The sequence below is a fragment of the Brucella sp. IR068 genome (genome assembly GCF_049065885.1).
GTDB classification, from domain to species: domain Bacteria; phylum Pseudomonadota; class Alphaproteobacteria; order Rhizobiales; family Rhizobiaceae; genus Brucella; species Brucella intermedia.
In genome coordinates this window covers 296,963-323,163 of record NZ_JBAKHE010000003.1, presented here as the reverse complement: position 1 = coordinate 323,163, position 26,201 = coordinate 296,963, and the positions used below count along the sequence as shown (strand labels likewise).

Genomic DNA, 26,201 nt, shown 5'->3' with positions numbered 1-26,201 from the left:
TGGTTCATGGCGCTTAGCTCCCGCGATAGGTGGAATAGGAAAAGGGCGAAACGAGAAGCGGTACATGATAATGCGCTTTTTCGTCTGAAATGCCAAAGCGCAAAGGAACGACGTCAAGGAACGGTACGGCATCGTCAGTCTTGCCGAAATATTCGCCGACATGAAACAGAAGCTCGTAGGAACCGGCCCGCAAGTTTCCCCCCGACAGCAGCGGCTCATTGCAGCGGCCATCATCATTGGTGCGAATTTCACGGATGGGTTCTGCCTGCTGATTCTCGATGCGGCGCAACTCGATGCGCAGATTTGCTGCCGGCTTGCCGCTTACCGTGTCGAGGACATGCGTCGTCAACCGGCCATCACCGCTCTTTTCCTGACCCATTTGCACTCCTGCCGCTCTTCGATTCTCCTGCCGTCCCGACTGGAGAACTTACAAGCTTTTGATTTCCGGTGGTTTATTTCGGCCCGATATCGGCATCGGCTGTGGGGCCGCAACCACACCATGTTCCCAGCATTTAGTATTTCGCGATCCTGCGCATTGGGAAAGATGGTTATCGTTGGATGTCTTTCAAATTTTTGAAGGGGAATAATAGCGATAAATCTTTATTATCATGGGTAAAACGAACGAATACGAGGGAAGACCCGCAATGAAATATCCGCGCAATCTCGTCGGCTATGGACGCAACACACCAGATCCGCGCTGGCCGGGAGGGGCGAACATCGCCGTGCAGTTCGTCGTCAATTACGAGGAAGGCGGCGAATGCTGCGTTCTTGACGGCGATCCGGCGTCCGAATGCCTGCTTTCCGAGATTGTCGGCGCTCAAGCCTGGCAGGGCCAGCGCAACCTCAATATGGAATCCATCTACGAATATGGCGCCCGTTCCGGCTTCTGGCGCCTGTGGCGCGCCTTCACCCGGCGCAACATGCCCGTAACCGTCTATGGCGTGACGCTTGCCATGGCGAGGAACCCCGAAGCCGTCGCCGCCATGAAGGAAGCGGATTGGGAAATCGCCAGCCATGGACTGCGCTGGTGGGAGTATAAGGACGTTCCCGAAGAGATCGAGCGCGAGCACATCCGCGAAGCCGTGCGCCTTCATACGGAAATCACCGGTTCGCGCCCGCTCGGCATCTATCAGGGCAAGCCGTCCGACAACACGCTGAAACTGGTGATGGAAGAAGGCGGGTTCCTCTATTCCGCCGATTCCTATGCCGATGAACTGCCCTACTGGGTGCAGGGGCCAAAGGGGCCGCACCTGATCGTGCCCTATACGCTGGACGCCAATGACATGCGCTTTGCCACGCCGCAGGGTTTCAATTCCGGCGACCAGTTCTTCACCTATCTGAAAGACACGTTCGACGTGCTCTATCGCGAAGGTGCCGAAGGCGCGCCGAAGATGATGTCCATCGGCCTGCATTGCCGCCTTGTCGGGCGTCCGGGCCGCGTGGCCGCGCTGGAACGCTTCCTCGATTACGTGCAGAGCCATGACAAGGTCTGGGTCGCCAAGCGCGTCGATATCGCCCGCCACTGGCATGAAAACTACAAGCCGGCCGTTGCGGACGTCGTGCCTTCCAGCGCTGAGAAAAACGCATTCGTCGCGCGCTATGGCAGCATTTTCGAACATTCGCCCTGGATCGCGGAACGTGCCTATGCGGGCCTCACCGTGGAGGAAGACACCGCTTCGGGTCTCGCCGCAGCCATGACCAGGGTGTTCCGCGCCGCCTCGCCGGAGGAACGGCTGGCCGTGCTCAAAGCCCACCCTGACCTTGCCGGCAAGCTGGCACAGGCAAAACGCCTGACCGCGGAATCGACCGCCGAACAGGCTGGCGCCGGTCTCGACGCGCTGACGGACGCGGAAAAGCAGTCCTTCACCGAACTGAACGATGCCTATACCGCGAAGTTCGGCTTTCCCTTCATCATCGCCGTGAGGGGGCGCAACAAAAAGGAAATCCTCGACGCTTTCCAGCGCCGTGTTTCCAATGATCGTGATACGGAATTTGAAACCGCCTGCGCTCAGGTGGAACGCATCGCCCTGCTGCGCCTCAAGGATATTCTGCCCGAAGCGCTTTATTGATCCCCGCCGCCCGGAGGTTCGCTTCCGGGCGCTCTTAATTTACGATTTCACGGCTGGCCTTCTGATGCGTCGTGGATGCGGCTTCTCACATAAGGAATTCCCCACATGGGCAACGACAAGAACAATCGCACCTATTATGCACCGACGGGCGGCCTGCCGCCGCAGACGCAGCTCCTCACCGATCGCGCCATGTTCACCGAAGCCTATGCGATCATTCCAAAGGGCACATTCAGCGACATCGTAACGAGTTTCCTGCCCTTCTGGGACAAGACGCGGCTCTGGGTCATTGCGCGGCCCCTTTCCGGCTTTGCCGAGACTTTCTCGCAATATATCATGGAAGTGCAGCCGGGCGGCGGCAGCGATCGCACCGAACTGGATGAGGGTGCGGAGGGCGTACTGTTCGTGGTCGAAGGTGAGATCACGGTCACGGTGGCGGGCAAGTCCCATACGCTGACTGAAGGCGGCTACGGCTATCTGCCGCCGAAGAGCGGCTGGACGTTGCGTAACAACGGCGCGGCTACGGCCCGCTTCCATTGGGTGCGCAAGGCTTATGAATATGTCGATGGCCTCGACGTTCCGGAACCACTGTTCCTCAATGAAAAGGATATCGCGCCTAACCCCATGCCAGACACCAATGGCGCCTGGGCAACGACGCGCTTTGTCGATCCGAACGATCTGCGCCACGACATGCATGTAACCATCGTTACGTTCGAGCCGGGCGGGGTCATTCCGTTTGCCGAAACCCATGTCATGGAGCACGGGCTTTACGTGCTGGAAGGAAAAGCCGTCTATCGGCTCAATCAGGACTGGGTGGAAGTGGAGGCCGGCGATTTCATGTGGCTGCGCGCCTTCTGCCCGCAGGCCTGTTATGCAGGCGGCCCCGGCAAGTTCCGCTACCTGCTCTACAAGGACGTCAACCGGCACATGAAGCTTTCGCGATAGGCGACCAGCATATCCACCACTTGCATATCGACCAAAGGCCGGGCACGTCCCGGCCTTTTTCCCTGGTTGGAATGCAAATAAAAACGGCGAGCCGAAGCTCGCCGTACCATTCTTCCGACTGGAGATCAGATTTGAAAACAGCGCAGTCCTTCTACGCGATCGAATGGTTCCTTAAACATAGGACAAGAATATAAAAATTCAAATTACAATTTTGTTAAACCGATGCATCGAACTCCCGCATGCATCTTGCATTTCAATAATATTCATTCAACTCGATAAAATACTATAGCAACAAAACTTAAATGAATTCATCTCCGTTACACCAAGTGAACGGATAATCGGGCTTTCAGATGAGACCCGGGAGGCCAGGACGAGCCTCCCGGATCAACATTCGCATATCCTATGCAAACCGCGTCGCAGTTTGCTGGAAATGCGTTAGAACGAGCGCTGGAAGCGAACCATGCCCTGCCACGCGTCCTTGCCCTTGAGGTAGGACTTGTCGTCCTGCCACTTGGTATAGGAAACTTCCGGCGTAACCGTGAAGCCCGGAACCATTTCATAGGCTACGTTGGCAGTGGCTGCGAAAGTCTTGCTGCCATCATAAGCTGCCTGCGCATTGAAGATCGCCTTGTCGGTAACCTTGAATGCCGCGCCGCCCCAGACTGCCCAGTCACCACCCCAGGTGCCGTAGAAGCTGCTGATTGCACGGACGGAACCGAGCACATTGCCATTTCCATCGGTTTGCGTGATGTATTGGTCCTTGTTGGACTTGTAACCGCCCATCGCCCAGATCGAGAAACGGTCCGTAATGTTCACATCAGCGCGGACCTTGCCTGCCCACTCTTCGTTGCGCGCATCATAGGCGGCGACGCCCGCGATCTTGCCCCAGCCGGCTTCATACTTCAGGCCACCGACGACATGCGGCGTGTAATCCTTGATGACGCCGTTGAAGCCGTATTTGCCATCCGTATCGTCATTGTTGCCCTGTTCGAGCGACACAATGGCGGAGAAGCCGTTGCCGCCGGTGAAGGTATAGCTGATCAGGTTCGTGCGATAGCCGCCCGCGAGGATCACGTCATCGTTGATGACATTGCCGAGATAGCCCGGAAAGGTAACAAAGGCCGATTCATCAAGACCGACACGCAGGCCGCCCAGCTGGATATAGGCGTAGCGCAGCGAACCGGACGAACCCTCAACACCATTGCCCCAATCGTAACGGGTTTCAGCAAAGGTCTTCAAAGTGCCCAGTTCGGTTTCCGAAACGGTCGTCATGTCCAGCGTGAAGCGAGCCTTGTTATCCCAGGTATCACGGCGCGTATCGGCCTTGTTACCATCGACAAAACCGCGACCGTAGACATTGTTGCCGCCAGTGACGTCGTAACGGACATAACCGGAGATGCGCAGGCAGGTTTCGGTACCCGGAATGTAGAAATATCCCGCACCATAGGCATCACAAACGCGAACATATCCAACGGACTCAGGCTCGGGCGTTACAATAGCATCCGCAGCATATGCCCCGGTGGTTGCAACCAGCGCCGCAGTCGAGCCGAACAACAAGCTCTTGATTTTCATTTCACTATCTCCAGAATTTTTCAGACGAGACGTGATAGAATGAATTATTCAAAACCATCAATTCCAATTTTAGAATAAAACTGTGTTATGAAAGCATATGTGTCAATTTTGGCACTAATTATGAACTTCTTTACTTATAAGCATTTTATATCTTAGAATTTATCTCTCAATTAATATTTCCAGTATATTCAAGCTAACAATTTTTATCGAACTATTTCTATATTTCCTTACACATAAAAACAAACGGGGCCCGAAGGCCCCGTTTACAAGCATCTGCATCTGGCGCGTATTTCGATCCGGTCGACCGGATCGGCGGCCACCTCCGTCAGCGGCTACTTTCCCGCCGCCTGCTGCGCATAGACATAGCTGTCATAGGTATATTCAGCGACGCGGAACCATTCGAAACCTTCGTCACGGAATTTCTTCCACGACGGATAAATCTTCGCCCATGCCGGATTCTTTTCGTTGTATTCCGCGTAGAGTTCGAAGGCGACCTTGTAGGCAGCATCCAGAACGTCACGCGGCAATGGCTGAAGCTTTACGCCCTTGGACACCAGCGATCGGATTGCGGCGGTGTTTTTCACGTCGTAAAGCGCGATCATATTCTGGGTCGCGGCTTCGGCAGCCGTATTGAGCGCAACCTTGTAGGCCTCCGGCAGGCTTTCATATTGCTGCTTGTTGATGAAGAAGTGCACCGAAGCACCGCCTTCCCAGAAGGCCGGGTAATAATAGTATGGCGCGATCTGGTAGAAGCCGAGCTTCTCGTCGTCATAGGGGCCGACCCATTCGGCGGCGTCGATCGTGCCGCGCTCCAGCGACGGATAGATGTCGCCGCCCGGAAGCTGCTGCGGAACGACGCCGAGGCGCGACATGACCTCACCGGCAACACCGGCGATGCGCATCTTCAGGCCCTTGAGATCCTCAAGGCTCTTGATTTCCTTGCGATACCAGCCGCCCATCTGCGCAGCGGTGTTGCCCCCGACAATACCCACGATGCCGTAATCGGCGAGGAAGGCATTATAAAGCTCGTTGCCGCCGCCGTGATAGAGCCATGCGTTCTGCAGGCGCGTATTCATGCCGAAAGGGATGGCCGTGCCGATGGCAAAGGCCGGGTTCTTGCCGGTGAAGTAATAGCCGCAGGTATGCGCCATTTCGACGGTATTGGCCTGAACCGCATCGATGGCCTGCGGGCCCGGCACGATTTCACCAGCCTGGAAGACCTGAATCTGGAACTTGCCGTCGGTCATCTTCGACACGGCATTCGCCATGAAGACCGCGCCGCCATAGATGGTATCCAGATTGTTCGGAAAGCCTGAAGTCAGACGCCAGCGCAGTGTCGGCAATTCCTGCGCGATTGCGGGAGTTGCGAGTGCCGCCCCGCTCGTTGCGGCGGCAGCGCCGATTGCTGCACCCTTGGTCAGAAATGTACGACGGCTCAAATCCTGTTTCATGTGTCTCCTCCAAAGATTGTTCTGGTTTTATTGGGCCTGCTCAATGCTCGTTTCCCCTCATTGAGCAGGCTTTTGCTGTTGGTCCTTGTCCTGCCCGAAGCTCGGCTGCGGCGAGCCGAATGACGGCGCGGGCAAGGGGTCGTTCGATGGCGCGGGCGCTCCAAAAGGCGGCGGAGCCGCGCCGAACGGATTGCCGCCGCCGGCATCGGGCATCGGCACATTGATCTGGATTGAGGCCGGATCGGCCTGCGGGTGGCCGCTCTTGTAGTGGGTCACGATGCCCGGGAAGGCGATTATGATGCCGACCATGACAAGCTGGATTAAGAGGAACGGGATCGATCCCATATAGATCTGACCCGATGTCACCGGCTGGATGGTCGCACCCGTTACCTTATCCTTGTAGGGACGCGATGGCGCCACCGAACGCAGATAGAAGAGCGAGAAGCCGAACGGTGGATGCATGAACGATGTCTGCATGTTGACCGCCAGCATGACGCCGAACCAGACCAGGTCGATGCCGAGGCTGTCGGCGACCGGCGCCAGAAGCGGGATGATGATGAAGGCCAGCTCGAAATAATCGAGGAAGAAGGCCAGGAAGAACACCAGTATGTTGGCGACGATCAGGAAGCCGATCTCGCCGCCTGGAATGGAGGTCATCAGGTGCTCGACCCATATGTGTCCGTTGACGCCATAGAAGGTGAGCGAAAACACGCGGGCGCCGAGCAGAATGAAGATGACGAAGGAAGACAGTTTCGCCGTGGCATAAAGCGCCGATTTCAGCATCGTCATGTTGAGGCGGCGGTTGATGATGGCCAGAAAGAGCGCGCCGACCGCGCCCATGGCGCCGCCTTCCGTTGGCGTTGCAACACCGATGAAGATCGTTCCCAGCACCAGGAAGATCAGCACCAGCGGCGGGACGAGCGAGATCACCACCCGCTGCAGCAGCCTCCAGCCTTTCAGGGTGCGGGCCTGCGGCGGCAGCGCGGGCACCGAATCGGGCCGCAGGATCGCCATGCCGATGATGAAGGCGCAGTAGAAGCCGACGAGCAGCAGGCCGGGGACCAGCGCGCCCTTGTACATATCGCCGACCGAACGGCCCAACTGGTCGGCAAGAACGATCAGAACGAGGCTTGGCGGAATGATCTGTGCCAGCGTGCCGGAGGCGGCAATCGTGCCGCTCGCCACTTTGCGATCATAGCCGTAGCGCAGCATGATCGGGAGCGAAATCAGCCCCATGGAAATGACCGAAGCGGCAACCACGCCGGTCGTTGCCGCCAGAAGCGCGCCGACGACGATAACGGCAAAGGCGAGACCGCCGCGCACCGGACCGAAAAGCTGCCCGATGGTATCGAGCAGTTCTTCCGCCATGCCGCTTCGCTCCAGTATCAACCCCATGAAGGTAAAGAAGGGAATGGCGAGCAATGTCTCGTTCGACATCTGCCCGAAGATGCGGTCCGGTATGGCACCGAACAGATTGACCGGAAGCAGGCCCATTTCGATGCCGACGAAACCGAAGGCGAAACCTACGAAAGCCAGCGCGAAGGCAACCGGATAGCCGAGCAAAAGCACGACCACCAGCGACAGGAACATCAGCGGGGCGAGATTTTCCGCAATAAAAGCAATCATGTCCGTTCCCCTCAGAGCGCCTGGGCTTCCGCATCTTCTATGGCGACCGTGTCCGGTATGCGCCCTTGAAGAATTGCGATGCGCTTGATGAGTTCGGAGATGCCCTGCAATGCAAGCAGGCCGAAGCCGATGGGTATCAGCACCCAGACCGGCCAGAGAACGAGCCCCCCGGTATTGTTGGAAGTCTCGCCGCTGGCGATCTTTGCTTCGACGATGGGCCAGGAGAGGTAAATCGTGATGAGGCAGAAAGGCAGGAGGAAAAAGATCGTACCGAAAATTTCGACCAGAAGCTGTGTCCGTCGCGAATAGCGGCTGTAAAGAAGATCGACCTTCACATGCTCGCTGTGCAAGAGCGTATATCCGGCTGCGATCAGGAAGACCGCCGAGAACAGATACCATTGCGCTTCCAGCCACGCATTCGAACTGACATTGAACAGCTTGCGCGAAACCGCGTTGATGGCACTGATGAGCACAGCCACCAGTATGAGCCACGATACGGATTTTCCGATGATATTATTGGCCGCGTCGATAGCGCGCGACAACGCCAGCAAGACTGACATCGCTCCTCCCCTTCTGTTCCGCCTCCTCAAGCGGTTTTGGGGCGGATGATAGGACCGGCGAATCCGCCTCGCAAGCGGACGAAAGTTCTAAGGAACAAAGGACTACCCATTAGTGGGTAAGGCGAAATCAGCAGTCCGTGGCCCATGCCGGTTATGGCGAAGACAGGCGCAACCGGTTTTCTATAGCATAGCGCGTAAGCCCTGCCGTGCTGGCAATTCCAAGCTTCTTCTTGATGTTCTTGCGGTGGGTTTCAACGGTTGCTTCCGAAATGCCGAGCCTGATTGCAATCTCGCGATTGCTGCCTCCTTCGGCCACCAGCACCAGCACATCGTTTTCGCGAACGGACAAACCTTCCGACTTCCTCTCGCCGCTGTCGAGCAGCGCTTCTGAAACGCCGGACGAGAAATATGTTCCGCCTGATGCGACCGCATGAATGGCGGCCACGATTTCTGCCGTGGACACGTCCTTCAAGACATATCCCGAAGCCCCACGCATGATCGAGGTCGAGATATATTCACGGCTGTCGTGCATGGACAGCATGAGGATACGGATGCCCGGAAACTGCTTCTTGAACAGTTCGATGGCGTCGATACCGTTGAGAAGTGGCATATTGATATCCATCAGGACCACATCCGGGTTGACGGCAAGCGCCAGTTCGAGAGCGGCCCGCGCATTGGAAGCCGCGCCAGCAACATCAATATCGTCATAGGTTTCGAGTACAGCCCGCAAACCGTCCAGCACCAGCGGGTGGTTGTCCACGAGCAATACGCGAATCTTGCATTCATTCGTCATGCGACTTCCGGTTCCCGCTTTCTTTCTGTTGCCGACTGCGGCAGGCGCGCGGTCAGTTGCGTACCATCTGCACTGGTTTCAACCAAGAGCACCCCGCCGAAATGTGCCATCCGTTCCTGCATATTTCGCAGGCCAAGTCCGGAAAGCGGGTCTTTCAAATCACGCGCGGTGAAACCATTGCCATCATCGGCAACCGTCATCGTCACCTTGCCACCGGCTTCCCAGAGATGGATGTTCACCTGACTTGCGCCGGAATGACGCTCCACATTGGTGAGCGCCTCCTGCACGACACGATAAAGCGCAGTGCTTGCCTCCGGCTTCAGCGTCTCGCTCAACCCGCTCGCTTCCAGCCGGGTTTCAATGCCGGTCCGTTCAGAGAAATGCTCACACAGGGCCTTGAGCGCGACGGTCAGGCCAAGATCGTCCAGAATGCGCGGACGCAGATCATGCGAAAGCCGCCGCACTTCCTTGATTGCGCCGTTGAGCGCGTCCGATGCCTTTTCGATTGCAAGCGGCGCACCCCCGCTGCCCATTCTCACCTGACGGCTCGCAAGGTCGATGGCGTAGCGGACGCCGACGAGATTTTGGGAAATGCCGTCGTGAAGCTCCCGCGCCAGTCGCGCCCGTTCCTCCTCCTGCGTATCGATGATGCGCTGCGCCAGTTCCTTCAGCTTGGTATCCGCCATGCGCCGCTCACGCAGGTTGAGCAGCATGCAGGTCGCGAAGACGAGCATCACAGCCGGAACGGCGATCAGGCTGACGATGAGGAAGGTCGTGCGGATATTGGCGCGAAAATCCGCATTTGCGGCGGCAGTCTGCGCATAGACATCATCGAGATAGACACCCGTTCCCAGCATCCATTTCCATTTATCCAGACCGACCGCGAAGGAAAGCTTGTCGGCCATTTCGCCGCTCGACGGCTTTTCCCACTTGTATTGGTGCAGCCCGCCGCCCTCCTTGGCCTTGCCGATCAGATTGGCGATAACGCGATCCCCGTCCGGATCGACGAGGTCGAGCCAGTTGTGGCCCGGACGGAAGGTCTGGCGCGGATGAACGACGTTGTTGCCGTCATAATCATAGACGAAGAAATAACCGTCGCGACCATAATCGAGCGAGGTCAGTATCTCGCGCACCTTTTCCATGGCCGCGGTATCGTCGGGACCCGCCTCGTCGTAAATCTGCTGTATGGAGGAAAGGGCCAGATTGGTGAGATTGAGAAGCTCGGTCTCCTTGGCTTTCAGCATATTCTTCTCGAAAGTGGCGATGCTGCTCTGCACCAGATTGGCCGATTGCCAGGTAATAAAGGCCGTGACTGTCAATATGGCCACGATGAGCGGCACAATTGCCAGTGCAACAATCTGGTAGCGTAGCGTCACGTTCTCTCCTCCCGGCGTCCCAGGCCGACCTTTCAGCCGATGACTTTAAAGTTCCCGCCTTGCGAGGAAAAGGGGCGCGGGGAAAAACCTGGCACCGCAGGAGACGCAACCGCACAAGAAGCAATATATTGATAGCTATTTATATAACTAAAATACAAACAACGATCGCAGTTGATGACGCGAATATTTTATGCTCAATATCATTTTCTTGAACACTGTCTCGGAGTATACAGCTCCGGGAGTCATTCATTTCAGAGAGAATCTATTTATGAAAACCTATCGTGTAATCGGTCTTGCATTCACGCTCGCAACCATTTCAGGCGCTTCGTCCTTTGCTGCCCCGCTTCCCGGCGGCGCCAGCAATCTGCAGGAAACCTATGAGGACTGGACTGTTTCCTGTCAGAACCAGAAAGACACCAGCATCTGCGTGATGCGTCAGGAGCAGAGCAGCACGCAGACCGGCCAGCGCGTTCTGACGGCGGAACTGCGCAATGTCGCGGGCAAGGTTGAAGGCGTCCTGCTGATGCCGTTCGGCCTTGATCTTGCCAAGGGCGCGGCCCTCAAGATCGATGACGCCGCCGCACCGAATCTCGCTTTCTCCACCTGCCTGCCGCAAGGTTGCCTGGCTCCAGTAAGCTTCGACGCCAAGCAGGTTGCCGCCCTCAAGGCCGGCACCAATATCAACGTCACAACGACAGCCCTGAGCCCAAGCCAGCCGGTTGCCTTCAAGGTTTCGCTGAAAGGCTTCGGTGCTGCCCTCGACCGCATCATTGCGCTGACGAAGTAAGGCGCAGGATCAGATCGTCAAAGCCATACGCCTGTCGGGCGTATGGCTTTTTTTATTGGAGCGCTCAGGCAGGGTGAGCCGATACATGTGCAAGATGCCTGCGCCATCGCAGTGTCATCAACACCGCCACAATGCCGAGACCCGCGGCAAGACCGAGCCAGATACCGACACCGCCAAGTTCGAACTTGAACGCAAGCAATGCGCCGAGCGGCAAGCCCACGCCCCAATAGCCAAACAGAGCCAGGAACATCGGCACGCGGGTATCCCGCAGGCCGCGCAACATGCCTGCGGCAACGGCTTGTGCGCCGTCAACGATCTGGAAGAGTGCGGCCAGCGCAAGGAAAGTCACGGCCAGTTCCATCACCGGCAGGTTCTGCGGGTCGTGCAGATCAAGGAAGACGCCGATGAACAAGCGAGGGATGAGCACCATAAGCAGCCCCATCACCGCCATGAAGCCCACACCGAGCGCGTAGGCACTCCAGCCCGCATAGGCAATCGCCTTGGGGTGGCCGGCGCCATAAGCACGGCCCACACGCACGGTTGCCACCTGTCCGAAACCGAGCGGCACCATGAAACTGAGCGATGCGATCTGGATCGCCACGGCGTGAGCCGCCATGGCAGTCGGGCCGATGCGGCCCATCATGACCACCGCGGCATAGAAGATCGATGTCTCGAACACGAAAGTGAGCGCCATTGGAATGCCGATACGCCACAGTTCAAGCAGGCGCGCCCAGTCGGGACGCCAGAAACGGCCGAACAGGTGATAGCGGCGGAAACGGCGATGGCGCAGGGTGATGAAGGCAAGCCCGAGGAACATCATCGTGCTTGATGCCGTGGTAGCGATACCGGCGCCATGCAATTCCATGCGGGGAAAGCCGAAATGGCCGAAAATCAGCGTCCAGCCGGCAAGCGCGTTGAAACCGATCGCAAGGGCTGCAATGAGCAGCGTCCACATCGGCTTTTCCATCGCCGCAAAGAATGAGCGCAGCACGATATAGCCCAGATAAGGCAACAGCGCCCATTGCAGCGTGTGCATGAAATCCGTCGAGCGGGCGGCGATGTCCGGACGCTGGCCGAGAAACAGGAAGATTTCCTCGCAATGCCAGAGCACGATCCAGACCGGGACCGCGATCATGATTGCGGTCCAGAAACCCTGACGAACGGTGCGGCGCACATCACGCACCGAATGGCGGTTCTTGCCAAGCGCAATGGCGATCATCGGCATCACTGCCGAGACAAGCCCCATCGAGAAGATCATCAGCGTATGATAGAAGCTCGTCGCCAGCAAAGCCGAGGCGAGCGTGTCCGCTCCGAGACGGCCGATAAAGATGACATCGGTCGCCGTCAGCGCGGCCTGCGAAAGATTGGTGAAGATCAGCGGCCAGCCGAGTGTCAGCGCCGCGACCATCTCCCTGCCCCAGCGTTGCGTGCCGGATTCATGGGGCTGCTCAAAGCCCGCATTGTTTGTCCTGTCCATAGTCCGCTCCCCGAAGCATCCGGGGCCGTCAACCCGCCGGATGTTCCATTTGAATGAGGCCACGCCCCGGAACATCAGAGACCATGTCAATCTGAGAAGAGGCGCGGAAATACGATCATCGACCGTCCCATGCCGGCTAAGGGCGTTTGTCGCTGCAAGAGCGACTTCGCCCCAACTTTTCGGGTTGCTCAATTTCTATTGGGAACGTTGTGTATGTTCCAGAAACTGATCCGGAGCCAAGCGGGCTGCGCATCGATTTGCACAAAATTAGAGCAACATGGATATCAGACTTGCTCAAAGAAGCAACACGTCTCGAAATGGATTTTTCGTCTCCGGACACATAGAGGAATCAAATCCTCATTCTGACGCGAAAGCGTCATTGCCTGTCCGATAAAGGATTGACGCTTATGGCCTAACCGATAGGAATGATTGCATTAATTGCAGGAGGCGTCATGCGCAGCACCAAAGTCATCCATATTGTCGGCTGTCATGCGGAGGGCGAAGTCGGCGATGTCATCGTCGGCGGTGTGGCCCCGCCTCCGGGTGCAACTGTATGGGAACAATCGCGCTTCATTGCCAGCGACGAGACCTTGCGCAATTTCGTGCTCAACGAACCGCGCGGCGGTGTGTTCCGCCACGTCAATCTGCTGGTGCCGCCGAAAGATCCTCGCGCACAGATGGGCTTCATCATCATGGAACCTGCGGATACGCCGCCGATGTCCGGTTCGAACTCGATCTGCGTCTCGACCGTGCTTTTGGACAGCGGCATCATCCCGATGCAGGAGCCGGTGACGCGAATGGTGCTGGAAGCGCCAGGCGGGCTTATCGAGGTGGAAGCGGAGTGCCGCAACGGCAAGGCGGAGCGCATCAGCGTGCGCAACGTGCCGTCTTTCGCCGACCGGCTGGATGCGACGCTTGAAGTCGAGGGACTTGGCACTCTCACCGTCGATACGGCCTATGGCGGCGACAGCTTTGTCATTGTCGACGCAGCGCAGATCGGCATAAAGATCAAGCCGGGTCAGGCGCGCGAACTGGCCGAGATTGGCGTGAAGATCACCAAGGCCGCCAATGAACAACTGGGCTTCCGCCACCCGGAAAAAGACTGGAACCACATTTCCTTCTGCCAGATCACCGAGCCGGTAACACGGGAGGGCGACGTGCTGACGGGCGTGAACACCGTTGCGATCCGCCCGGCCAAGCTCGACCGTTCCCCGACCGGAACGGGCTGCTCGGCGCGCATGGCCGTGCTGCAGGCCAAGGGCCAGATGAAGGTCGGTGAGAAATTCATCGGCAAGTCCGTGCTGGGTACGGAGTTTCATTGTCGGCTCGACAAGACGCTTGAGCTTGGTGGCAAGCCAGCCATCAGCCCCATTATTTCCGGTCGCGCATGGGTGACAGGAACCTCGCAGCTCATGCTCGATCCAAGCGATCCGTTTCCCGGTGGATACCAGCTGTCGGATACCTGGCCGCGCGGCGACTGAGATTCAGGCGCGGACGGTCTGCAAATGGCGCTTCTCTTCGCTTCCGGTGCTCATGTACCCTAGAGCGCGTTCCGATCTGATTGGATCAGATCGGCGCTCTAATTCTTTGTTTCACGCGCATCTTTCCCGAAAACCGTTTCACACTTTTCGGGATGCGCTCTAAAGTACATTCCAATACGGTTCTCGAGAAACACCATTTTCGTCTCGTCATCACCAGAATCTCAATCACCCCGCGCACCTTCTTTACCGGCGCTCTTCTGACCTCTTTATCGAGCGCCACACCCCTCACCCTGAGGTGCGGAGCGAAGCGCAGCCTCGAAGGGCGATCCTTCGAGACGGCCCTGCGGGCCTCCTCAGGATGAGGATCGAGAAAATAAAAACCCCACCGAAGCGGGGTTTTCTTCATTCATCCGGATCGCATGCTTATGCGAAGTCAAGCGCGCGGTCGCCGTTCTCATCCTTGATGCGGGATGGCAGGCCGATCTGGTTCAGGATGTGGAGGAATGGCTTTGGATCAAGCTCTTCCACATTGACCATCTTCTTCACATCCCATTCGCCCGAAGCGATGAGGATTGCGGCTGCAACCGGCGGAACGCCAGCGGTGTAGGAAATGCCCTGCGAACCCACTTCGTTATAGGCGTCCTTGTGGTCGGCAACGTTATAGATGAAGACTTCCTTCTCCTTGCCGTCCTTGGTGCCTTTGACGAAATCGCCAATGCAGGTCTTGCCGGTATAGTCCGGCGCCAGCGATGATGGATCGGGCAGCACAGCCTTCACTACCTTGAGCGGCACGACTTCCAGACCTTCGGCGGTCTTGACCGGCTGTTCGGACAGGAGGCCCAGATTGTTCAGCACCGTGAAGACGTTGATGTAGTGATCGCCGAAACCCATCCAGAAACGCACGTCGGCGTTCGGATAGTTCTTCGACAGCGAGTGCACTTCATCGTGGCCGGTCATATAGGCCTTGCTCGGACCGACGACCGGCAGGTCGAAGGTGTGGCCGACTTCGAACATCTTGTTCGACTGCCAGGCACCTTTCTGCCAGGAATAGACCGTGCCGGTGAACTCACGGAAATTGATTTCCGGGTCGAAATTGGTCGAAAACCAGCGGCCATGTGAACCGGCATTGATGTCGACGATATCGATGGATTTGACTTCATCGAGATAGTCGTCGGCAGCAAGACGCACATAGGCATTTACCACGCCCGGATCGAAGCCAATGCCGAGAATGGCAGTAATGCCCTTCTCTTCGCATTCCTTCAGGTGCTTCCATTCGTAATTGCCATACCATGGCGGGGTCTCGCAGATCTTCTTCGGGTCTTCATGGATTGCGGTGTCCATGTAAGCCACGCCCGTATCGATACAGGCGCGAAGAACCGACATATTGAGGAAGGCCGAGCCGACATTGATGACGATCTGAACGCCCGTCTTCCGGATCAGGGCCTTGGTGGCCTCCACATCCATTGCGTCCAGCGCATGCGCTTCCAGTTTCACCTCCGTCTTGAGGCTCTTCTTTTCATGCACGCTATCGATAATCTTGCGGCATTTCTCAACCGTGCGGGACGCAATATGGATATCGCCCAATATGTCAGAGTTTTGCGCACATTTATGTGCAACAACCTGTGCCACGCCCCCGGCGCCGATAATGAGAACGTTCTTCTTCATTTTCTGTCGATACTTCCTCTTCCAGCGGTTTCCCGCGTCTTTGTAGTTAACTGACGCATTATCCTGCGCAAAACCGCTTCGCACTTTTGCTGGAAATGCTTGTATTTCCCGTCCCGATTGCCTTCTCATTCGGAACACATGAGTTCGTTGCAGCGTGAAGCCGCAACAGGATCTTTACGAAAGCGACCCTTCAAAATCCGCGTAATCAAATTCGCGGACAACTCTGACCGTGCCGTCCAGTTCACGCACGGCAATGGCTGGCATTTTCACGCCATTAAACCAGTTCTTCTTGACCATGGTATAACCGGCCGCATCCTCGAATGAGAGGCGGTCGCCGATGGCAAGCGGCTTGTCGAAAGTGAACTCGCCGAAAATATCGCCGGCGAGGCAGGACTTGCCGCAAACCATGTAGCTGTGCTCGCCATTGTTCGGCGCCATCTTCGCCTTTTCGCGATAGATCAGCAAATCGAGCATATGCGCCTCGATGGAGCTATCGACGATGGCAAGGTTCTTGCCATTGAACAGCGTGTCGAGCACCGTCACTTCCAGCGTCGTGGTCTTGGTGATCGAGGCTTCGCCTGGCTCCAGATAGACCTGAATGCCGAACTTTTCCGAAAACGCCTTCAGTCGTGCGCAGAACTCATCGACCGGATAATCATCGCCGGTGAAGTGGATGCCGCCGCCAAGGCTCACCCATTCGACGCGGTTGAGAAGCGAGCCGAACTTTTGTTCGATGTCGGTCAGCATCCGGTCGAAAAGACCAAAGTCGGAGTTTTCGCAATTGTTATGGATCATGAAGCCGGTCACGCGATCCATGACTTTTTCAACCTTCGCCACATCCCATTCGCCAAGACGGCTGAACGGACGTGCCGGATCAGCAAGATCGAAGCTCGAAGACGAGATGCCCGGATTGAGGCGCAGGCCGCGCTTGATGCCCGACGCCTTGTCAGCAAAGCGTTCGAGCTGGCCAATCGAATTGAAGATGATCTTGTCGGCGTGGCTGATGACCTCATCGATCTCATTGTCGGCATAGGCCACACTATAGGCATGGGTTTCGCCGCCGAATCTTTCATGGCCAAGACGCACTTCATTGAGCGAAGACGAGGTGGTGCCGTCCATATATTCGCTCATCAGATCAAACACCGACCAGGTGGCAAAACATTTCAGCGCCAGCAGTGCCTTGGCGCCGGATTTCTCGCGCACATAGGCAACCTTTTCCATGTTGCGCTTCAGCTTGGTCTTGTCGATCAGGTAGTAGGGCGTCGGGATCATGGGCGTTCCGGGTCATTCAATGGGAAAATCTGGCCTCGCCAGCAAGTCTGGTCTGCCAAGTTGAGGAAACATCAGGCGGTTTCCCAAATTATTTGAAGGCTTATAGGAAGCTTGTGACAGAAACACAAATCCGCCACAGCATTATCGGGAAAATTTCCCCATAAGCCATCGCGGATTACTTCCCTGCCTTCAGGGCTCGCGTCTCATATAGAGCTTTTTATCAGGATTTGAACCCCTTCCCTTTCTACCCGCTCCGCCGTTTTCGTTGAAAGTCTTTGCCGGTGCCACTGGCTTTTATACAACTGGATGGCCCGCTACGATTGGTGAGTATCGTCAAATTAATTAAACAAGCATTTGCTTGACAAATTACGAGCACGAGCGTAGCCGTTGTTTCCATGTTCAGGGCGACTTCATCAGGTATTCGCCCACGCAATGACAGCCAAAGGAAAATCAGATGCAGGATCACAAGCCGACCGCCGGTTGGGGAGACCTGTTCGCAGGCAGGAACGCTATCGTATCGCTGACGCTCGTCGGCGGCGTGGCGCTTCACGCCATCAACGTGTTCATTGCCACAACCATCCTCCCGACGGTGGTCGCCGACATTGGCGGCATGGATTATTACGCGTGGAACACGGCGCTGTTCGTGACCGCATCCATTCTCGGCTCCGCCCTTGTGCCGCGCCTGCTTTCGCGGGCAGGCCCGCGCAGCGCCTATCTGGTCGCAGCGTGCATCTTTGCTGCGGGAACCCTGACTTGCGGCCTCGCGCCCTCCATGCCCGTCATGCTGGCGGGGCGCGCCATTCAGGGTCTTGGCGGCGGCATGATGCTCGCCCTGTCATATTCAATGATCCGCATCGTCTTTGATGAATCTCTATGGCCCCGCGCCATCGGCCTCGTTTCCGGCATGTGGGGCGTTGCCACGCTTGTCGGCCCGGCGATTGGCGGCGTTTTTGCGGAGCTCGGCATGTGGCGCGCTGCCTTCTGGTCGCTTGCGCCCGTGATCGCCGTGTTCACCATCATGGCCATGACGGTTCTGCCCCGCGAATCCGGTTCCGCTGCCAGCAATGACCGGCTGGCATGGCCACAGCTCATTCTTCTGACCGCTGCCGTCCTTGCCGTCTCCGCCGGAAGCATTTCGTCGGAACTGACGCTGAATGCCGGCGGCGTCGCACTCGCAATCGTCTTGCTGCTTCTCCTCGCCGTCGCCGAAAAGAAGGCCAGCCGACGCATTCTTCCGAAAGGGTCTTTCAGTATCCGGAAACTCGGCGCGCTTTATCTGACGCTCGCCTTCCTCAGCGCGTCCGTTACCAGTTCGGAAGTCTTCGTACCGCTGTTCTTTCAGGTGCTGCATAATCAGTCGCCGCTTGTCGCTGGATATCTGGCAGCAATCATGGGCGGCAGCTGGACACTTGGCTCGATCGGGTCGTCGGGGATTGCCGCCGGGCGCACCGACCGCGTTATTCTCGCCGCCCCCGTCATGGGCGTAGCCGGGATGGTCACGCTGGCCGTCCTCATTCCGGCAGGAAGCGAGGGTCATTGGTACGATCTGCTGCCGATCTGCATCGCGCTCGCAGTCATCGGTTTCGGCGTGGGGCTGACATGGCCGCACCTGCTGACGGGCATTTTCAAGCAAGCAGACACAGAAGATCAGAACCTTGCATCCGCCTCCGTGACCATGGTGCAGCTTTTCACAACCGCCCTTGGCGCAGCACTTGCCGGAATGGTTGCCAATATGGCTGGCCTCACCAACCCCGGCGGCTTTGCAGGCACCGCACATGCCGCGCTCTGGCTCTTTTCCGGCTTCGCCATTTTGTCCGCACTGGCGTTCGTGTCGGCGCTCGCTCTCGTCCGCAGCGCAAGACAGCCGCAAACGGCCCAATGCTGAGAATTATCAGGCGGCGGGCGAAATAACGTAAGCGCAGCGCCGCGCACCGGCCAGAATATGTTCGGTTCGGTTTACAGAAACATCAGGGCCAAGCACGGCCCTGAATACCTGAAGCTCCGCACGGCAGAAGCCCTGGCAGGCGTCCGCGGCGGCGCAGATCGGGCAGTGATTTTCGATGAAGAGCCAGGAACCATCCTCCTGCTTTTCGGCATCGGCCATGTAACCTTCCGCCGAGCGGATCGCGGCAAGTTCCAACACCCGCTCGCCGAGCGGCAGATCTTTCAGGCGCGCCTGATACTGACGGCGGGTCTCGGATTCGCGGTGAGCGATCAGCGTGTCCAGCGCGTCCTCACCGAGAATGCTGCGAACGGAATGGAGAAGCTGGACCGTCAAATCGGCATGTGTATCGGGGAAGCGCCTGTTGCCGGTCTCGGTCAGGTCCCAGAATTGAGACGGACGTCCGACACCCTGCGACACGGAATGGGGAGCGACCAGACCTTCCTCAGCCAGTCGCACCAGTTGTTGGCGGACCGCTTCGCCGGTCGTTCCCAGATGCTCGCCGATCGCAGCTGCCGTCTGCGCGCCTCGCATCTTAAGCGTGAGCATTACGCGCTCGGCGGGAGAACGTGCTATCGAAGCGTCGGTATTTAGAAAGTCATTCCTTGACATATTGACGATTTTCTATTTAAAGAAGAATTATCTTGTTAAATAAGCTATCTACCCCACTTTAGCAAGATAGTTATCAAATGACGGCACTCAACCGGCGTCCAGCAACAGATTGACGGACCTGACGGTCCGTACCGCGACGGCGTACGTAACAAGGAGTTTTGAAATGAGCTTCACCTTGCCCCCGCTTCCCTATGCAACCAACGCGCTCGAGGGCGTGGGAATGGGTACGGAAACGCTTGAGCTGCATCATGGCAAGCATCATCAGGCTTATGTGACTGCGCTCAACGGATTCGTTGAAAAGAACGATGCGCTCAAGGGCAAGTCGCTCGAAGAAATCATTCTCCTTGCCAAGGATAAGGCCGATCTGGCCCCGGTGTTCAACAATGCCGGCCAGCACTGGAACCACAATCTGTTCTGGCAGAACCTGTCTGCTTCCGGTGGCCGCCTTCCCGGCGCCCTGGAAAAGAAAATCACCGAGGATTTCGGCGGTGTCGACCAGTTCAAGGAAGCCTTCAAGACCGCAGCCGTCGGCCAGTTCGGTTCGGGATGGGCATGGCTGGTTCTGGCCGATGACGGCAAGCTCAAGGTCACCAAGACGCCGAACGGCTCCAATCCGCTGGCAACCGGCGAAGGCAAGGCGCTATTAGGGCTTGATGTCTGGGAGCATAGCTATTATCTCGATTTCCGTAATCGTCGGCCTGACTATGTAACGAATTTCCTCGACAAGCTGGCCAATTACGAATTCGCGGAAGCCACCCTGAAGGCAGCATGACGCGCTTACATTGATTGCGATCAAGGCGTTTTGCCTGCAGGAAATGCAGACTCCACGGAGATGCGTGACTGCGGGCAAAATGCGGCAATGACCAAAACGACCGATCCATCCACGGGCGCCGTCCTCCCAAGCGGTGCAGGAGCAAGACAGAGACAGTTCCGAAAATGAGCAGCAACTTCAATCAGGAAACCGTCACCGACATCCATCACTGGACCGATACGCTGTTTTCCTTCCGCACCACGCGCGACCCGGGCTTTCGTTTCCAGAGCGGCCAGTTCATCATGATGGGGCTGGAAGTAAACGGCAAGCCGCTCACGCGCGCCTATTCGATTGCCTCGAGCCTTTACGAAGACGGGCTGGAATTCTTTTCGATCAAGGTGCCGAACGGTCCGTTGACCTCCAAGCTCCAGCATCTGAAGGTTGGCGACCAGATCATCCTGTCCAAGAAGCCGGTCGGCACGCTGCTCTACGACAATCTGAAGCCGGGCAAAAATCTCTGGCTGCTCTCGACCGGCACCGGTCTTGCGCCGTTCCTGTCGATCATTCGCGATCTGGAAGCCTATGAACGTTTCGAAAAGATCATTCTTGTTCATGGCGTGCGTCAGGTCGCGGAACTCGCGTATACGGATTTCATTTCCAACGAACTGCCGCAGGATGAATTCCTCGGAGAAATGGTCAAGAAGCAGCTCATCTACTATCCGACAGTCACGCGTGAGCCCTACAAGAATCGTGGCCGCCTGACCGACCTCATTCGTTCAGGACAGCTGTTCACCGATGTTGGCCTGCCAGAGTTCAATCATGACGACGACCGCATGATGCTCTGCGGCAGCCCGGAAATGCTGGCCGAAACAAAGCAGATACTTGAAGAGCGCGGTTTCAAGGAAGGCAGCCAGAGCGAAGCCGGACACTACGTCATCGAGAAGGCTTTCGTGGAGAAATAACTCTGCCGAAACGGGCTGGACTGTTAATGGAGGGAGGCATCAGCCTCCCTTTTTCTTTGCCCGTTCTCTGGTGCGCGCCTGCCGAAAACTGGAACGGGCTCGGGGAAAACAAAAAAACAGGATGCCCTAAGCCCGTACCGCCTGCAAGAAAAACGCCTTAACGCCCGCGACCATTTCCGCTCGATCCATCATATCGGGGTTGGAGATGATTTCATCGACCGCACCGTGCAGCGCATTGAAAAGGAGCACAGCCGTCAAACGCGGATTGGAGATTTTCCACGCACCTGCGGAATTGCCGTCGGTCAACAACGCATCGAGCCGGACGATTGCCGGATTTTCCTGCTTCATGCGCCGCAGGGGCGGATGAAAATCATGGAACACCATGTCGTGTATCCTGTAATTGTCCAGATAGCCGGCGATCCCCGTCTCGGCCCACGCTACCAGCTTTCCGTGCCAGTCATCGGCCGGATATTGGCCCAACTGACGCTCCAACCCCTCGCAGAACCCGTCGATAAATCGCTCCCGCAAGGCGATCAGGATGTCGTCCTTGCTGCGAAAATGCAGATAGAACGTACCTTTTGCTACATCGGCAAGGCGGACAATTTCATCCACGCTCGTCGCCGCGAAGCCCTTTTCGAGGAAGAGGGCTTCGGCCGCAGCCATCAACTCATCGCGACGTATTTCAGCGGGCTTGGTGCGGGGTTTGGACTTGGTGGCGGTCGGCGGCAAAGCAATCTCCGGAACTTCAGGATGCCGCCAATCTACCCCGGATTGCCGCCCTGTCAAAAACAAGACTGTTTGGCCGAACCACGCGGTCTTCCAGCCAGTGCAGCGCTGCCTCGACATTGGAGAAGGTGCCAGCCGGAACACGGAACAGCTTTTCAGCGTCCATGCGGCTTGCCTGTTCATACACAGATTCGGGCACGATATTCACCATCCCCAGCACCTGTTCGCGAATGCGCTGCGCATTGCGCTGAAACCATTGCTTGACTTCACGCGCCGATCCTTCCGGATGCGTGAGAGCATCCTCGTCCAGAAACCGGCGGATCGTGACAAAGGGCTTTCCTTCATCAAGCCAGCGGTTCCAGGTATCAAAGAATTCACGGGTCTCCTCCATGGTCGATGCGCCCTTCGACAGGGTGATCACGTAGGGCCAGTTTTCCGTATGATGAAGCATTACGCTCCCTCCTGATCGATATTCCTGAATTTCGCAGCAATGTTGCCGCTGCGAGCCGTGACAACGATCCGGCGACCCGCACGCACACAAGCAGGTGTCCGAACCGCCGCACGACTCATGACTGACTATCAGTCAGTGAATTTGTGACACGAAAATATGAATATTACAATCATGTTTTGAAGGGAGTTTGTTGCCCGAATTTGGAAGGCGCCGGGCGCAGACCAAACCGCAGACCACCCCGGCACCATGTGTCGGGTTTTGCAGCGAACAGGTCCGAATATTCGGGAAGATTGCGGGCTATTACCTCAGCCATTCAATTCAAAATCGAGCCCGATATCGAGGTTTGGCGCGCTGTGCGTCGTCCAGCCGACCGAAATCAGATCGACACCGCTTGCGGCAACAGCGGCGACCGTTTCCGGTGTGATGCCGCCCGAAGCTTCCGAAATGGCGCGGCCATCGATGATCGATACAGCCTCGCGCAACTGGGCCGGTGACATATTGTCGAGCAGAACTGCGTCCACACCCACCGCCATTGCTTCATCAAGCTGTTGCAGCGTGTCAACTTCAACCTCGATCTTGACCATATGGCCAGCACCGGCCTTGGCGCGCTCGATGGCTTCGCGCACGCCGCCCGCGACTGCGATGTGGTTGTCCTTGATGAGCACCGCATCATAGAGCGCGAAGCGATGGTTCATACCCCCGCCTGCCCTGACCGCATATTTCTGCAAGGCACGCAGCCCCGGCGTCGTCTTGCGCGTGCAGACAATGGAAGCCCCGGTTCCCGCGACCGCCTTCACCAGATTGGCCGTTGCCGTGGCGATACCGGACAGGTGACCGAGAAAATTGAGCGCCGTTCGCTCACCCGCCAGGATCGACCGCGAACTGCCGGAAACGCGGGCAATGTCGCTCCCTTTTTCAAGAAACTGGCCATCCCGGGTCAAGCGCTCGAATGTGACGTCCGGATCGACCAGACGAAACGCCATTTCAGCCACATCCAGCCCGGCGATGACACCCGGCTGGCGCAGGCTGAACAGCATGGCCGAACGGTGATCCTCCGGTACGACGGCATTGCTGGTGATATCACCGGCAAGCCCCAGATCTTCCAGAAGCGCGGCGCGCACCAGCGGTTCGACAACAAGCGGAGACAGGTGCGGCAGGTTCATGAAGCTATCCTGGAAATTCGGTTTGGATCGTTTATCTCGCGAGCCTGCGCGAACGCCGTCTCGAATGTGTGAAATCGGCGTCTGGCGATTGCATCCTTTTGCGGATGATCGATGCGGGCATGGCTGCCGCGCGACTCGCACCGTTCATAGGCCGCCACCGCAGCGACCAGCGCCACCGCGGCGGCATCGTCTGACTCAGCGAGCGGAAGAAGGGTGGTGACCGCCACGCGCAAACCTTCTTCATCGCGCAACAGTCCTAGATGACTGGAAACGACGCGCCTTACCGGTTCAGGATCGGTATCTCCGGGCAGGCTAACAGGCGCGATTTGGCGAGCACCGATCACTTCGTCATCCACAAGGGCGTGAGCGGCGCGCAGCCCCATTGCCGCAGCTTCGAGCAAAGAATTGCTGGCAAGCCGGTTCGCGCCATGCAGGCCGGTGCAGGCAGCTTCACCAACAGCCCACAAGCCGGGTATCGTGTTGCGCCCGTCAGCGTCGGTCTTGATGCCGCCCATGTGGTAATGGGTGGCGGGCCGCACCGGAATGGGGTCGCGCGAAGGGTCGATGCCATGCTGCCTGCAAAGCGCATCGATACCCGGGAAGCGGGTTGCAAAACCCGCCCCCAGAGCCGCCCGCGCATCGAGAAAAACCTTTCGACCCTGGCCGATCTCGCTGCCAATGGCACGGGCAACGACATCGCGTGGGGCCAGCTCGCGGCCCGGAATGTTGGCCATGAACCGCTCACCGCGATCATTGATGAGTTCAGCGCCTTCGCCCCGCACCGCTTCGCTGACCAGCGGCAGACGCGGTGCAGAGACGGCAAGTGCAGTGGGGTGAAATTGCACAAACTCCATATCGGCAAGCACTGCGCCCGCACGCCCCGCCAAAGCAGCCCCCTGCCCCAGATTGCCAAGCGGCGTGGTCGTATCCTTATAGAGCCCCCCGATACCACCGGTCGCCAGAACCACCGCACGCGCGGCAACCGGTCCAGCATTCTCCAGGCAGGCACCGACCACACGGCAATCCTGCTTGATGAGCCGCAGGGCGCGGGTGTTTTCCATGACGGTGATCGAGGGCGTTGCCAGAACCTTCGCGATCAAAGCGCGCATGATGCCAGCGCCCGTCGCATCACCATCGACATGGACGATACGATGGCGACTGTGCGCGGCTTCCAGACCAAGGGAGCACGAACCGTCGGCCTTGCGGTCGAAGCGCACGCCATGGGCTTCCAGAGCAGCAATGACGTCCGCGCTTGCTGCTATGATTTCCGCAGCAACCGCCGCATCGCAGAGGCCATCGCCCGCCGCAATTGTGTCGGCCAGATGCAGCGCTGTACTGTCGTCCGCCCCGATACCCGCAGCGATCCCGCCCTGCGCCAAAGTGCTGGAACCGGACAGGCCAAGGCTTCCCGCTGTCACCAGCAGGACCGGCTGGGGCGATAGCGTCAGCGCGGTCATCAGCCCGGCAAGTCCACTGCCGACGATGAGAACCGGGGCCGTCCGGGCGTTGATCATATTGCCAGCATCCGTTCGACGGCGCGCCGGGCCGGTTCCATCAAAGCGGCGTCGACCACCACTTCATGACGATTGTTTTCCAATGCATCGCGGATATTGGCGAGGGTGATCCGCTTCATATGCGGACAAAGATTGCAGGGGCGGATGAACTCGACCTCCGGGTGATCAACGGCGACATTGTCGCTCATCGAACATTCGGTCAAAAGCACCACGCGCTGCGGCTTCTTCTGACCGACATAGTCCGACATGACTGCCGTGGAACCGGCAAAGTCGGCTGCCTCCACCACTTCCGGCGGGCATTCGGGATGCGCCAGAACCATGACGCCGGGATGGCTTTCGCGCAGTTCACGAATATCGTCCGGGGTGAAACGCTCATGCACCTCGCAATGGCCATGCCATGCGAGGATTTCCACGTCTGTTTCACGCGCCACGTTCTGGGCCAGAAACTCGTCGGGAATCATCAGCACACGCGGCACACCGAGCGATTCCACAACCTTTTTGGCGTTGCCGGAGGTGCAGCAAATGTCGGACGCCGCCTTCACGGCGGCGGATGTGTTGACATAGGTGATGATCGGCACGCCGGGATGCGCTTCACGCAAAAGCGCCACGTCTTGCGGCGTGATGCTGTCGGCGAGCGAACAGCCTGCGCCCATATCGGGGATCAGCACTGTCTTGCCGGGATTGAGGAGCTTGGCCGTTTCGGCCATGAAATGCACGCCCGCCAGCACGATCACATCGGCATCGACTTCAGCCGCCTTGCGTGCCAGCGCCAGGCTGTCGCCGACAATGTCGGCCACGCAGTGGAAGATTTCCGGCGTCTGGTAATTATGCGCGAGGATGACGGCATTGCGCTTTTTCTTCAGCTCGAGAATGGCCGCGACATCGTCCTCGAAGCCGAGCCACTCTGCCTTTGGCAACACACGGGCCACCCGGTCATAAAGTTGCGAAACGGAAACATGATCGTTCACGGTGGCCTCCAAGGTCACTTACCCATTTCCATTATACTCAA

The 26,201-nt window shown here is 57.7% G+C and carries 23 protein-coding genes; 7 read left to right on the top strand and 16 right to left on the bottom strand.

The features are described from left to right. Positions 1-13: 13 nt before the first annotated feature. A complete protein-coding gene (gene uraH / locus ACOWVS_RS07260) occupies positions 14-379 on the bottom strand; it encodes a hydroxyisourate hydrolase (RefSeq protein WP_006471036.1) in 366 nt (121 codons plus the stop codon). A gap of 265 nt (positions 380-644) precedes the next feature. On the opposite strand from uraH, the gene puuE reads away from it, so the two are divergent. Beyond that, positions 645-2,069 carry an allantoinase PuuE gene (puuE, locus tag ACOWVS_RS07255; RefSeq protein ID WP_021586209.1) on the top strand — a complete coding sequence of 475 codons (1,425 nt, stop codon included), beginning with the start codon at positions 645-647 and terminating at the stop codon, positions 2,067-2,069. Positions 2,070-2,174: 105 nt separating this feature from the next. Next, positions 2,175-3,011, top strand: coding sequence for a bifunctional allantoicase/(S)-ureidoglycine aminohydrolase (locus ACOWVS_RS07250; RefSeq protein ID WP_025089705.1), 837 nt, complete (start codon positions 2,175-2,177; stop codon positions 3,009-3,011). Between the two features lie 435 nt (positions 3,012-3,446). On the opposite strand, the gene ACOWVS_RS07245 is transcribed toward ACOWVS_RS07250, so the two are convergent. The 6 genes from ACOWVS_RS07245 to ACOWVS_RS07220 all read right to left on the bottom strand — a co-directional run bounded on the left by ACOWVS_RS07245 (position 3,447) and on the right by ACOWVS_RS07220 (position 10,389). After that, a complete protein-coding gene (locus tag ACOWVS_RS07245) occupies positions 3,447-4,583 on the bottom strand; it encodes a porin (RefSeq protein ID WP_021586211.1) in 1,137 nt (378 codons plus the stop codon). Between the two features lie 332 nt (positions 4,584-4,915). Beyond that, complete coding sequence (locus ACOWVS_RS07240; protein ID WP_006466102.1) at positions 4,916-6,034, bottom strand: TRAP transporter substrate-binding protein; 1,119 nt, start codon at positions 6,032-6,034, stop codon at positions 4,916-4,918. Positions 6,035-6,091: 57 nt separating this feature from the next. Then, positions 6,092-7,660, bottom strand: a complete 1,569-nt coding sequence (locus ACOWVS_RS07235; RefSeq protein ID WP_021586212.1) for a TRAP transporter large permease — start codon at positions 7,658-7,660, stop codon at positions 6,092-6,094. An 11-nt stretch (positions 7,661-7,671) separates the two neighbouring features. Then, complete coding sequence (locus tag ACOWVS_RS07230) at positions 7,672-8,220, bottom strand: TRAP transporter small permease subunit (RefSeq protein WP_006466100.1); 549 nt, start codon at positions 8,218-8,220, stop codon at positions 7,672-7,674. Positions 8,221-8,371: 151 nt separating this feature from the next. Beyond that, positions 8,372-9,013: a response regulator gene (locus ACOWVS_RS07225; protein WP_006466099.1), complete on the bottom strand. Its 642-nt coding sequence runs from the start codon at positions 9,011-9,013 to the stop codon at positions 8,372-8,374. Then, positions 9,010-10,389 carry a cache domain-containing protein gene (locus ACOWVS_RS07220; protein WP_021586213.1) on the bottom strand — a complete coding sequence of 460 codons (1,380 nt, stop codon included), beginning with the start codon at positions 10,387-10,389 and terminating at the stop codon, positions 9,010-9,012. Before ACOWVS_RS07220 ends, ACOWVS_RS07225 begins: the two co-directional genes overlap by 4 nt. Before the next feature lie 268 nt (positions 10,390-10,657). Here ACOWVS_RS07220 and ACOWVS_RS07215 point away from each other — a divergent pair, with 268 nt between their 5' ends. Beyond that, positions 10,658-11,176, top strand: coding sequence for an invasion associated locus B family protein (locus tag ACOWVS_RS07215; protein WP_021586214.1), 519 nt, complete (start codon positions 10,658-10,660; stop codon positions 11,174-11,176). Positions 11,177-11,240: 64 nt separating this feature from the next. Here ACOWVS_RS07215 and ACOWVS_RS07210 read toward each other — a convergent pair whose 3' ends face one another. Next, on the bottom strand, positions 11,241-12,653 hold the full coding sequence (locus tag ACOWVS_RS07210; protein WP_021586215.1) for an MATE family efflux transporter: 1,413 nt from the start codon (positions 12,651-12,653) through the stop codon (positions 11,241-11,243). 452 nt (positions 12,654-13,105) lie between these two features. Here ACOWVS_RS07210 and ACOWVS_RS07205 point away from each other — a divergent pair, with 452 nt between their 5' ends. Next, on the top strand, positions 13,106-14,134 hold the full coding sequence (locus ACOWVS_RS07205) for a trans-3-hydroxy-L-proline dehydratase (RefSeq protein WP_021586216.1): 1,029 nt from the start codon (positions 13,106-13,108) through the stop codon (positions 14,132-14,134). Positions 14,135-14,557: 423 nt separating this feature from the next. On the opposite strand, the gene ACOWVS_RS07200 is transcribed toward ACOWVS_RS07205, so the two are convergent. Beyond that, complete coding sequence (locus tag ACOWVS_RS07200; protein WP_021586218.1) at positions 14,558-15,799, bottom strand: saccharopine dehydrogenase family protein; 1,242 nt, start codon at positions 15,797-15,799, stop codon at positions 14,558-14,560. A gap of 174 nt (positions 15,800-15,973) precedes the next feature. After that, positions 15,974-17,071 (bottom strand): carboxynorspermidine decarboxylase, encoded by a 1,098-nt coding sequence (gene nspC / locus ACOWVS_RS07195; RefSeq protein WP_021586219.1) that lies wholly within the window; start codon positions 17,069-17,071, stop codon positions 15,974-15,976. A gap of 454 nt (positions 17,072-17,525) precedes the next feature. On the opposite strand from nspC, the gene ACOWVS_RS07190 reads away from it, so the two are divergent. Beyond that, positions 17,526-18,956: an MFS transporter gene (locus ACOWVS_RS07190; RefSeq protein WP_021586220.1), complete on the top strand. Its 1,431-nt coding sequence runs from the start codon at positions 17,526-17,528 to the stop codon at positions 18,954-18,956. A gap of 6 nt (positions 18,957-18,962) precedes the next feature. Here ACOWVS_RS07190 and ACOWVS_RS07185 read toward each other — a convergent pair whose 3' ends face one another. Beyond that, the gene (locus ACOWVS_RS07185) at positions 18,963-19,562 is read right to left on the bottom strand and encodes a helix-turn-helix transcriptional regulator (protein WP_006471042.1); all 600 of its coding nucleotides are present in this window, start codon (positions 19,560-19,562) and stop codon (positions 18,963-18,965) included. Positions 19,563-19,788: 226 nt separating this feature from the next. Here ACOWVS_RS07185 and ACOWVS_RS07180 point away from each other — a divergent pair, with 226 nt between their 5' ends. Both ACOWVS_RS07180 and ACOWVS_RS07175 read left to right on the top strand, forming a co-directional pair. Then, complete coding sequence (locus ACOWVS_RS07180; protein WP_006471043.1) at positions 19,789-20,397, top strand: superoxide dismutase; 609 nt, start codon at positions 19,789-19,791, stop codon at positions 20,395-20,397. A 164-nt stretch (positions 20,398-20,561) separates the two neighbouring features. Beyond that, positions 20,562-21,338 carry a ferredoxin--NADP reductase gene (locus ACOWVS_RS07175; protein WP_006466088.1) on the top strand — a complete coding sequence of 259 codons (777 nt, stop codon included), beginning with the start codon at positions 20,562-20,564 and terminating at the stop codon, positions 21,336-21,338. A 126-nt stretch (positions 21,339-21,464) separates the two neighbouring features. Here ACOWVS_RS07175 and ACOWVS_RS07170 read toward each other — a convergent pair whose 3' ends face one another. The 5 genes from ACOWVS_RS07170 to nadA form a co-directional block, all read right to left on the bottom strand. After that, complete coding sequence (locus tag ACOWVS_RS07170) at positions 21,465-22,067, bottom strand: TetR/AcrR family transcriptional regulator (RefSeq protein WP_021586221.1); 603 nt, start codon at positions 22,065-22,067, stop codon at positions 21,465-21,467. A gap of 16 nt (positions 22,068-22,083) precedes the next feature. After that, positions 22,084-22,515 carry a hypothetical protein gene (locus tag ACOWVS_RS07165; protein ID WP_021586222.1) on the bottom strand — a complete coding sequence of 144 codons (432 nt, stop codon included), beginning with the start codon at positions 22,513-22,515 and terminating at the stop codon, positions 22,084-22,086. Positions 22,516-22,820: 305 nt separating this feature from the next. Continuing rightward, positions 22,821-23,678 carry a carboxylating nicotinate-nucleotide diphosphorylase gene (nadC, locus tag ACOWVS_RS07160; RefSeq protein ID WP_021586223.1) on the bottom strand — a complete coding sequence of 286 codons (858 nt, stop codon included), beginning with the start codon at positions 23,676-23,678 and terminating at the stop codon, positions 22,821-22,823. Next, entirely contained in the window at positions 23,675-25,192 is a 1,518-nt protein-coding gene (locus ACOWVS_RS07155) for an L-aspartate oxidase (protein ID WP_021586224.1), read from the bottom strand. Before ACOWVS_RS07155 ends, nadC begins: the two co-directional genes overlap by 4 nt. Continuing rightward, complete coding sequence (nadA, locus tag ACOWVS_RS07150) at positions 25,189-26,160, bottom strand: quinolinate synthase NadA (protein WP_025089708.1); 972 nt, start codon at positions 26,158-26,160, stop codon at positions 25,189-25,191. Before nadA ends, ACOWVS_RS07155 begins: the two co-directional genes overlap by 4 nt. Positions 26,161-26,201 lie beyond the last annotated feature (41 nt).

Coding starts and splice junctions, on each gene's coding strand:
- uraH (WP_006471036.1), bottom strand. CDS start 379: ATGGGTCAGGAAAAGAGCGGTGATGGCCGGTTGACGACGCATGTCCTC.
- puuE (WP_021586209.1), top strand. CDS start 645: ATGAAATATCCGCGCAATCTCGTCGGCTATGGACGCAACACACCAGAT.
- ACOWVS_RS07250 (WP_025089705.1), top strand. CDS start 2,175: ATGGGCAACGACAAGAACAATCGCACCTATTATGCACCGACGGGCGGC.
- ACOWVS_RS07245 (WP_021586211.1), bottom strand. CDS start 4,583: ATGAAAATCAAGAGCTTGTTGTTCGGCTCGACTGCGGCGCTGGTTGCA.
- ACOWVS_RS07240 (WP_006466102.1), bottom strand. CDS start 6,034: ATGAAACAGGATTTGAGCCGTCGTACATTTCTGACCAAGGGTGCAGCA.
- ACOWVS_RS07235 (WP_021586212.1), bottom strand. CDS start 7,660: ATGATTGCTTTTATTGCGGAAAATCTCGCCCCGCTGATGTTCCTGTCG.
- ACOWVS_RS07230 (WP_006466100.1), bottom strand. CDS start 8,220: ATGTCAGTCTTGCTGGCGTTGTCGCGCGCTATCGACGCGGCCAATAAT.
- ACOWVS_RS07225 (WP_006466099.1), bottom strand. CDS start 9,013: ATGACGAATGAATGCAAGATTCGCGTATTGCTCGTGGACAACCACCCG.
- ACOWVS_RS07215 (WP_021586214.1), top strand. CDS start 10,658: ATGAAAACCTATCGTGTAATCGGTCTTGCATTCACGCTCGCAACCATT.
- ACOWVS_RS07210 (WP_021586215.1), bottom strand. CDS start 12,653: ATGGACAGGACAAACAATGCGGGCTTTGAGCAGCCCCATGAATCCGGC.
- ACOWVS_RS07205 (WP_021586216.1), top strand. CDS start 13,106: ATGCGCAGCACCAAAGTCATCCATATTGTCGGCTGTCATGCGGAGGGC.
- ACOWVS_RS07200 (WP_021586218.1), bottom strand. CDS start 15,799: ATGAAGAAGAACGTTCTCATTATCGGCGCCGGGGGCGTGGCACAGGTT.
- nspC (WP_021586219.1), bottom strand. CDS start 17,071: ATGATCCCGACGCCCTACTACCTGATCGACAAGACCAAGCTGAAGCGC.
- ACOWVS_RS07190 (WP_021586220.1), top strand. CDS start 17,526: ATGCAGGATCACAAGCCGACCGCCGGTTGGGGAGACCTGTTCGCAGGC.
- ACOWVS_RS07185 (WP_006471042.1), bottom strand. CDS start 19,562: ATGCTCACGCTTAAGATGCGAGGCGCGCAGACGGCAGCTGCGATCGGC.
- ACOWVS_RS07180 (WP_006471043.1), top strand. CDS start 19,789: ATGAGCTTCACCTTGCCCCCGCTTCCCTATGCAACCAACGCGCTCGAG.
- ACOWVS_RS07175 (WP_006466088.1), top strand. CDS start 20,562: ATGAGCAGCAACTTCAATCAGGAAACCGTCACCGACATCCATCACTGG.
- ACOWVS_RS07165 (WP_021586222.1), bottom strand. CDS start 22,515: ATGCTTCATCATACGGAAAACTGGCCCTACGTGATCACCCTGTCGAAG.
- nadC (WP_021586223.1), bottom strand. CDS start 23,678: ATGAACCTGCCGCACCTGTCTCCGCTTGTTGTCGAACCGCTGGTGCGC.
- ACOWVS_RS07155 (WP_021586224.1), bottom strand. CDS start 25,192: ATGATCAACGCCCGGACGGCCCCGGTTCTCATCGTCGGCAGTGGACTT.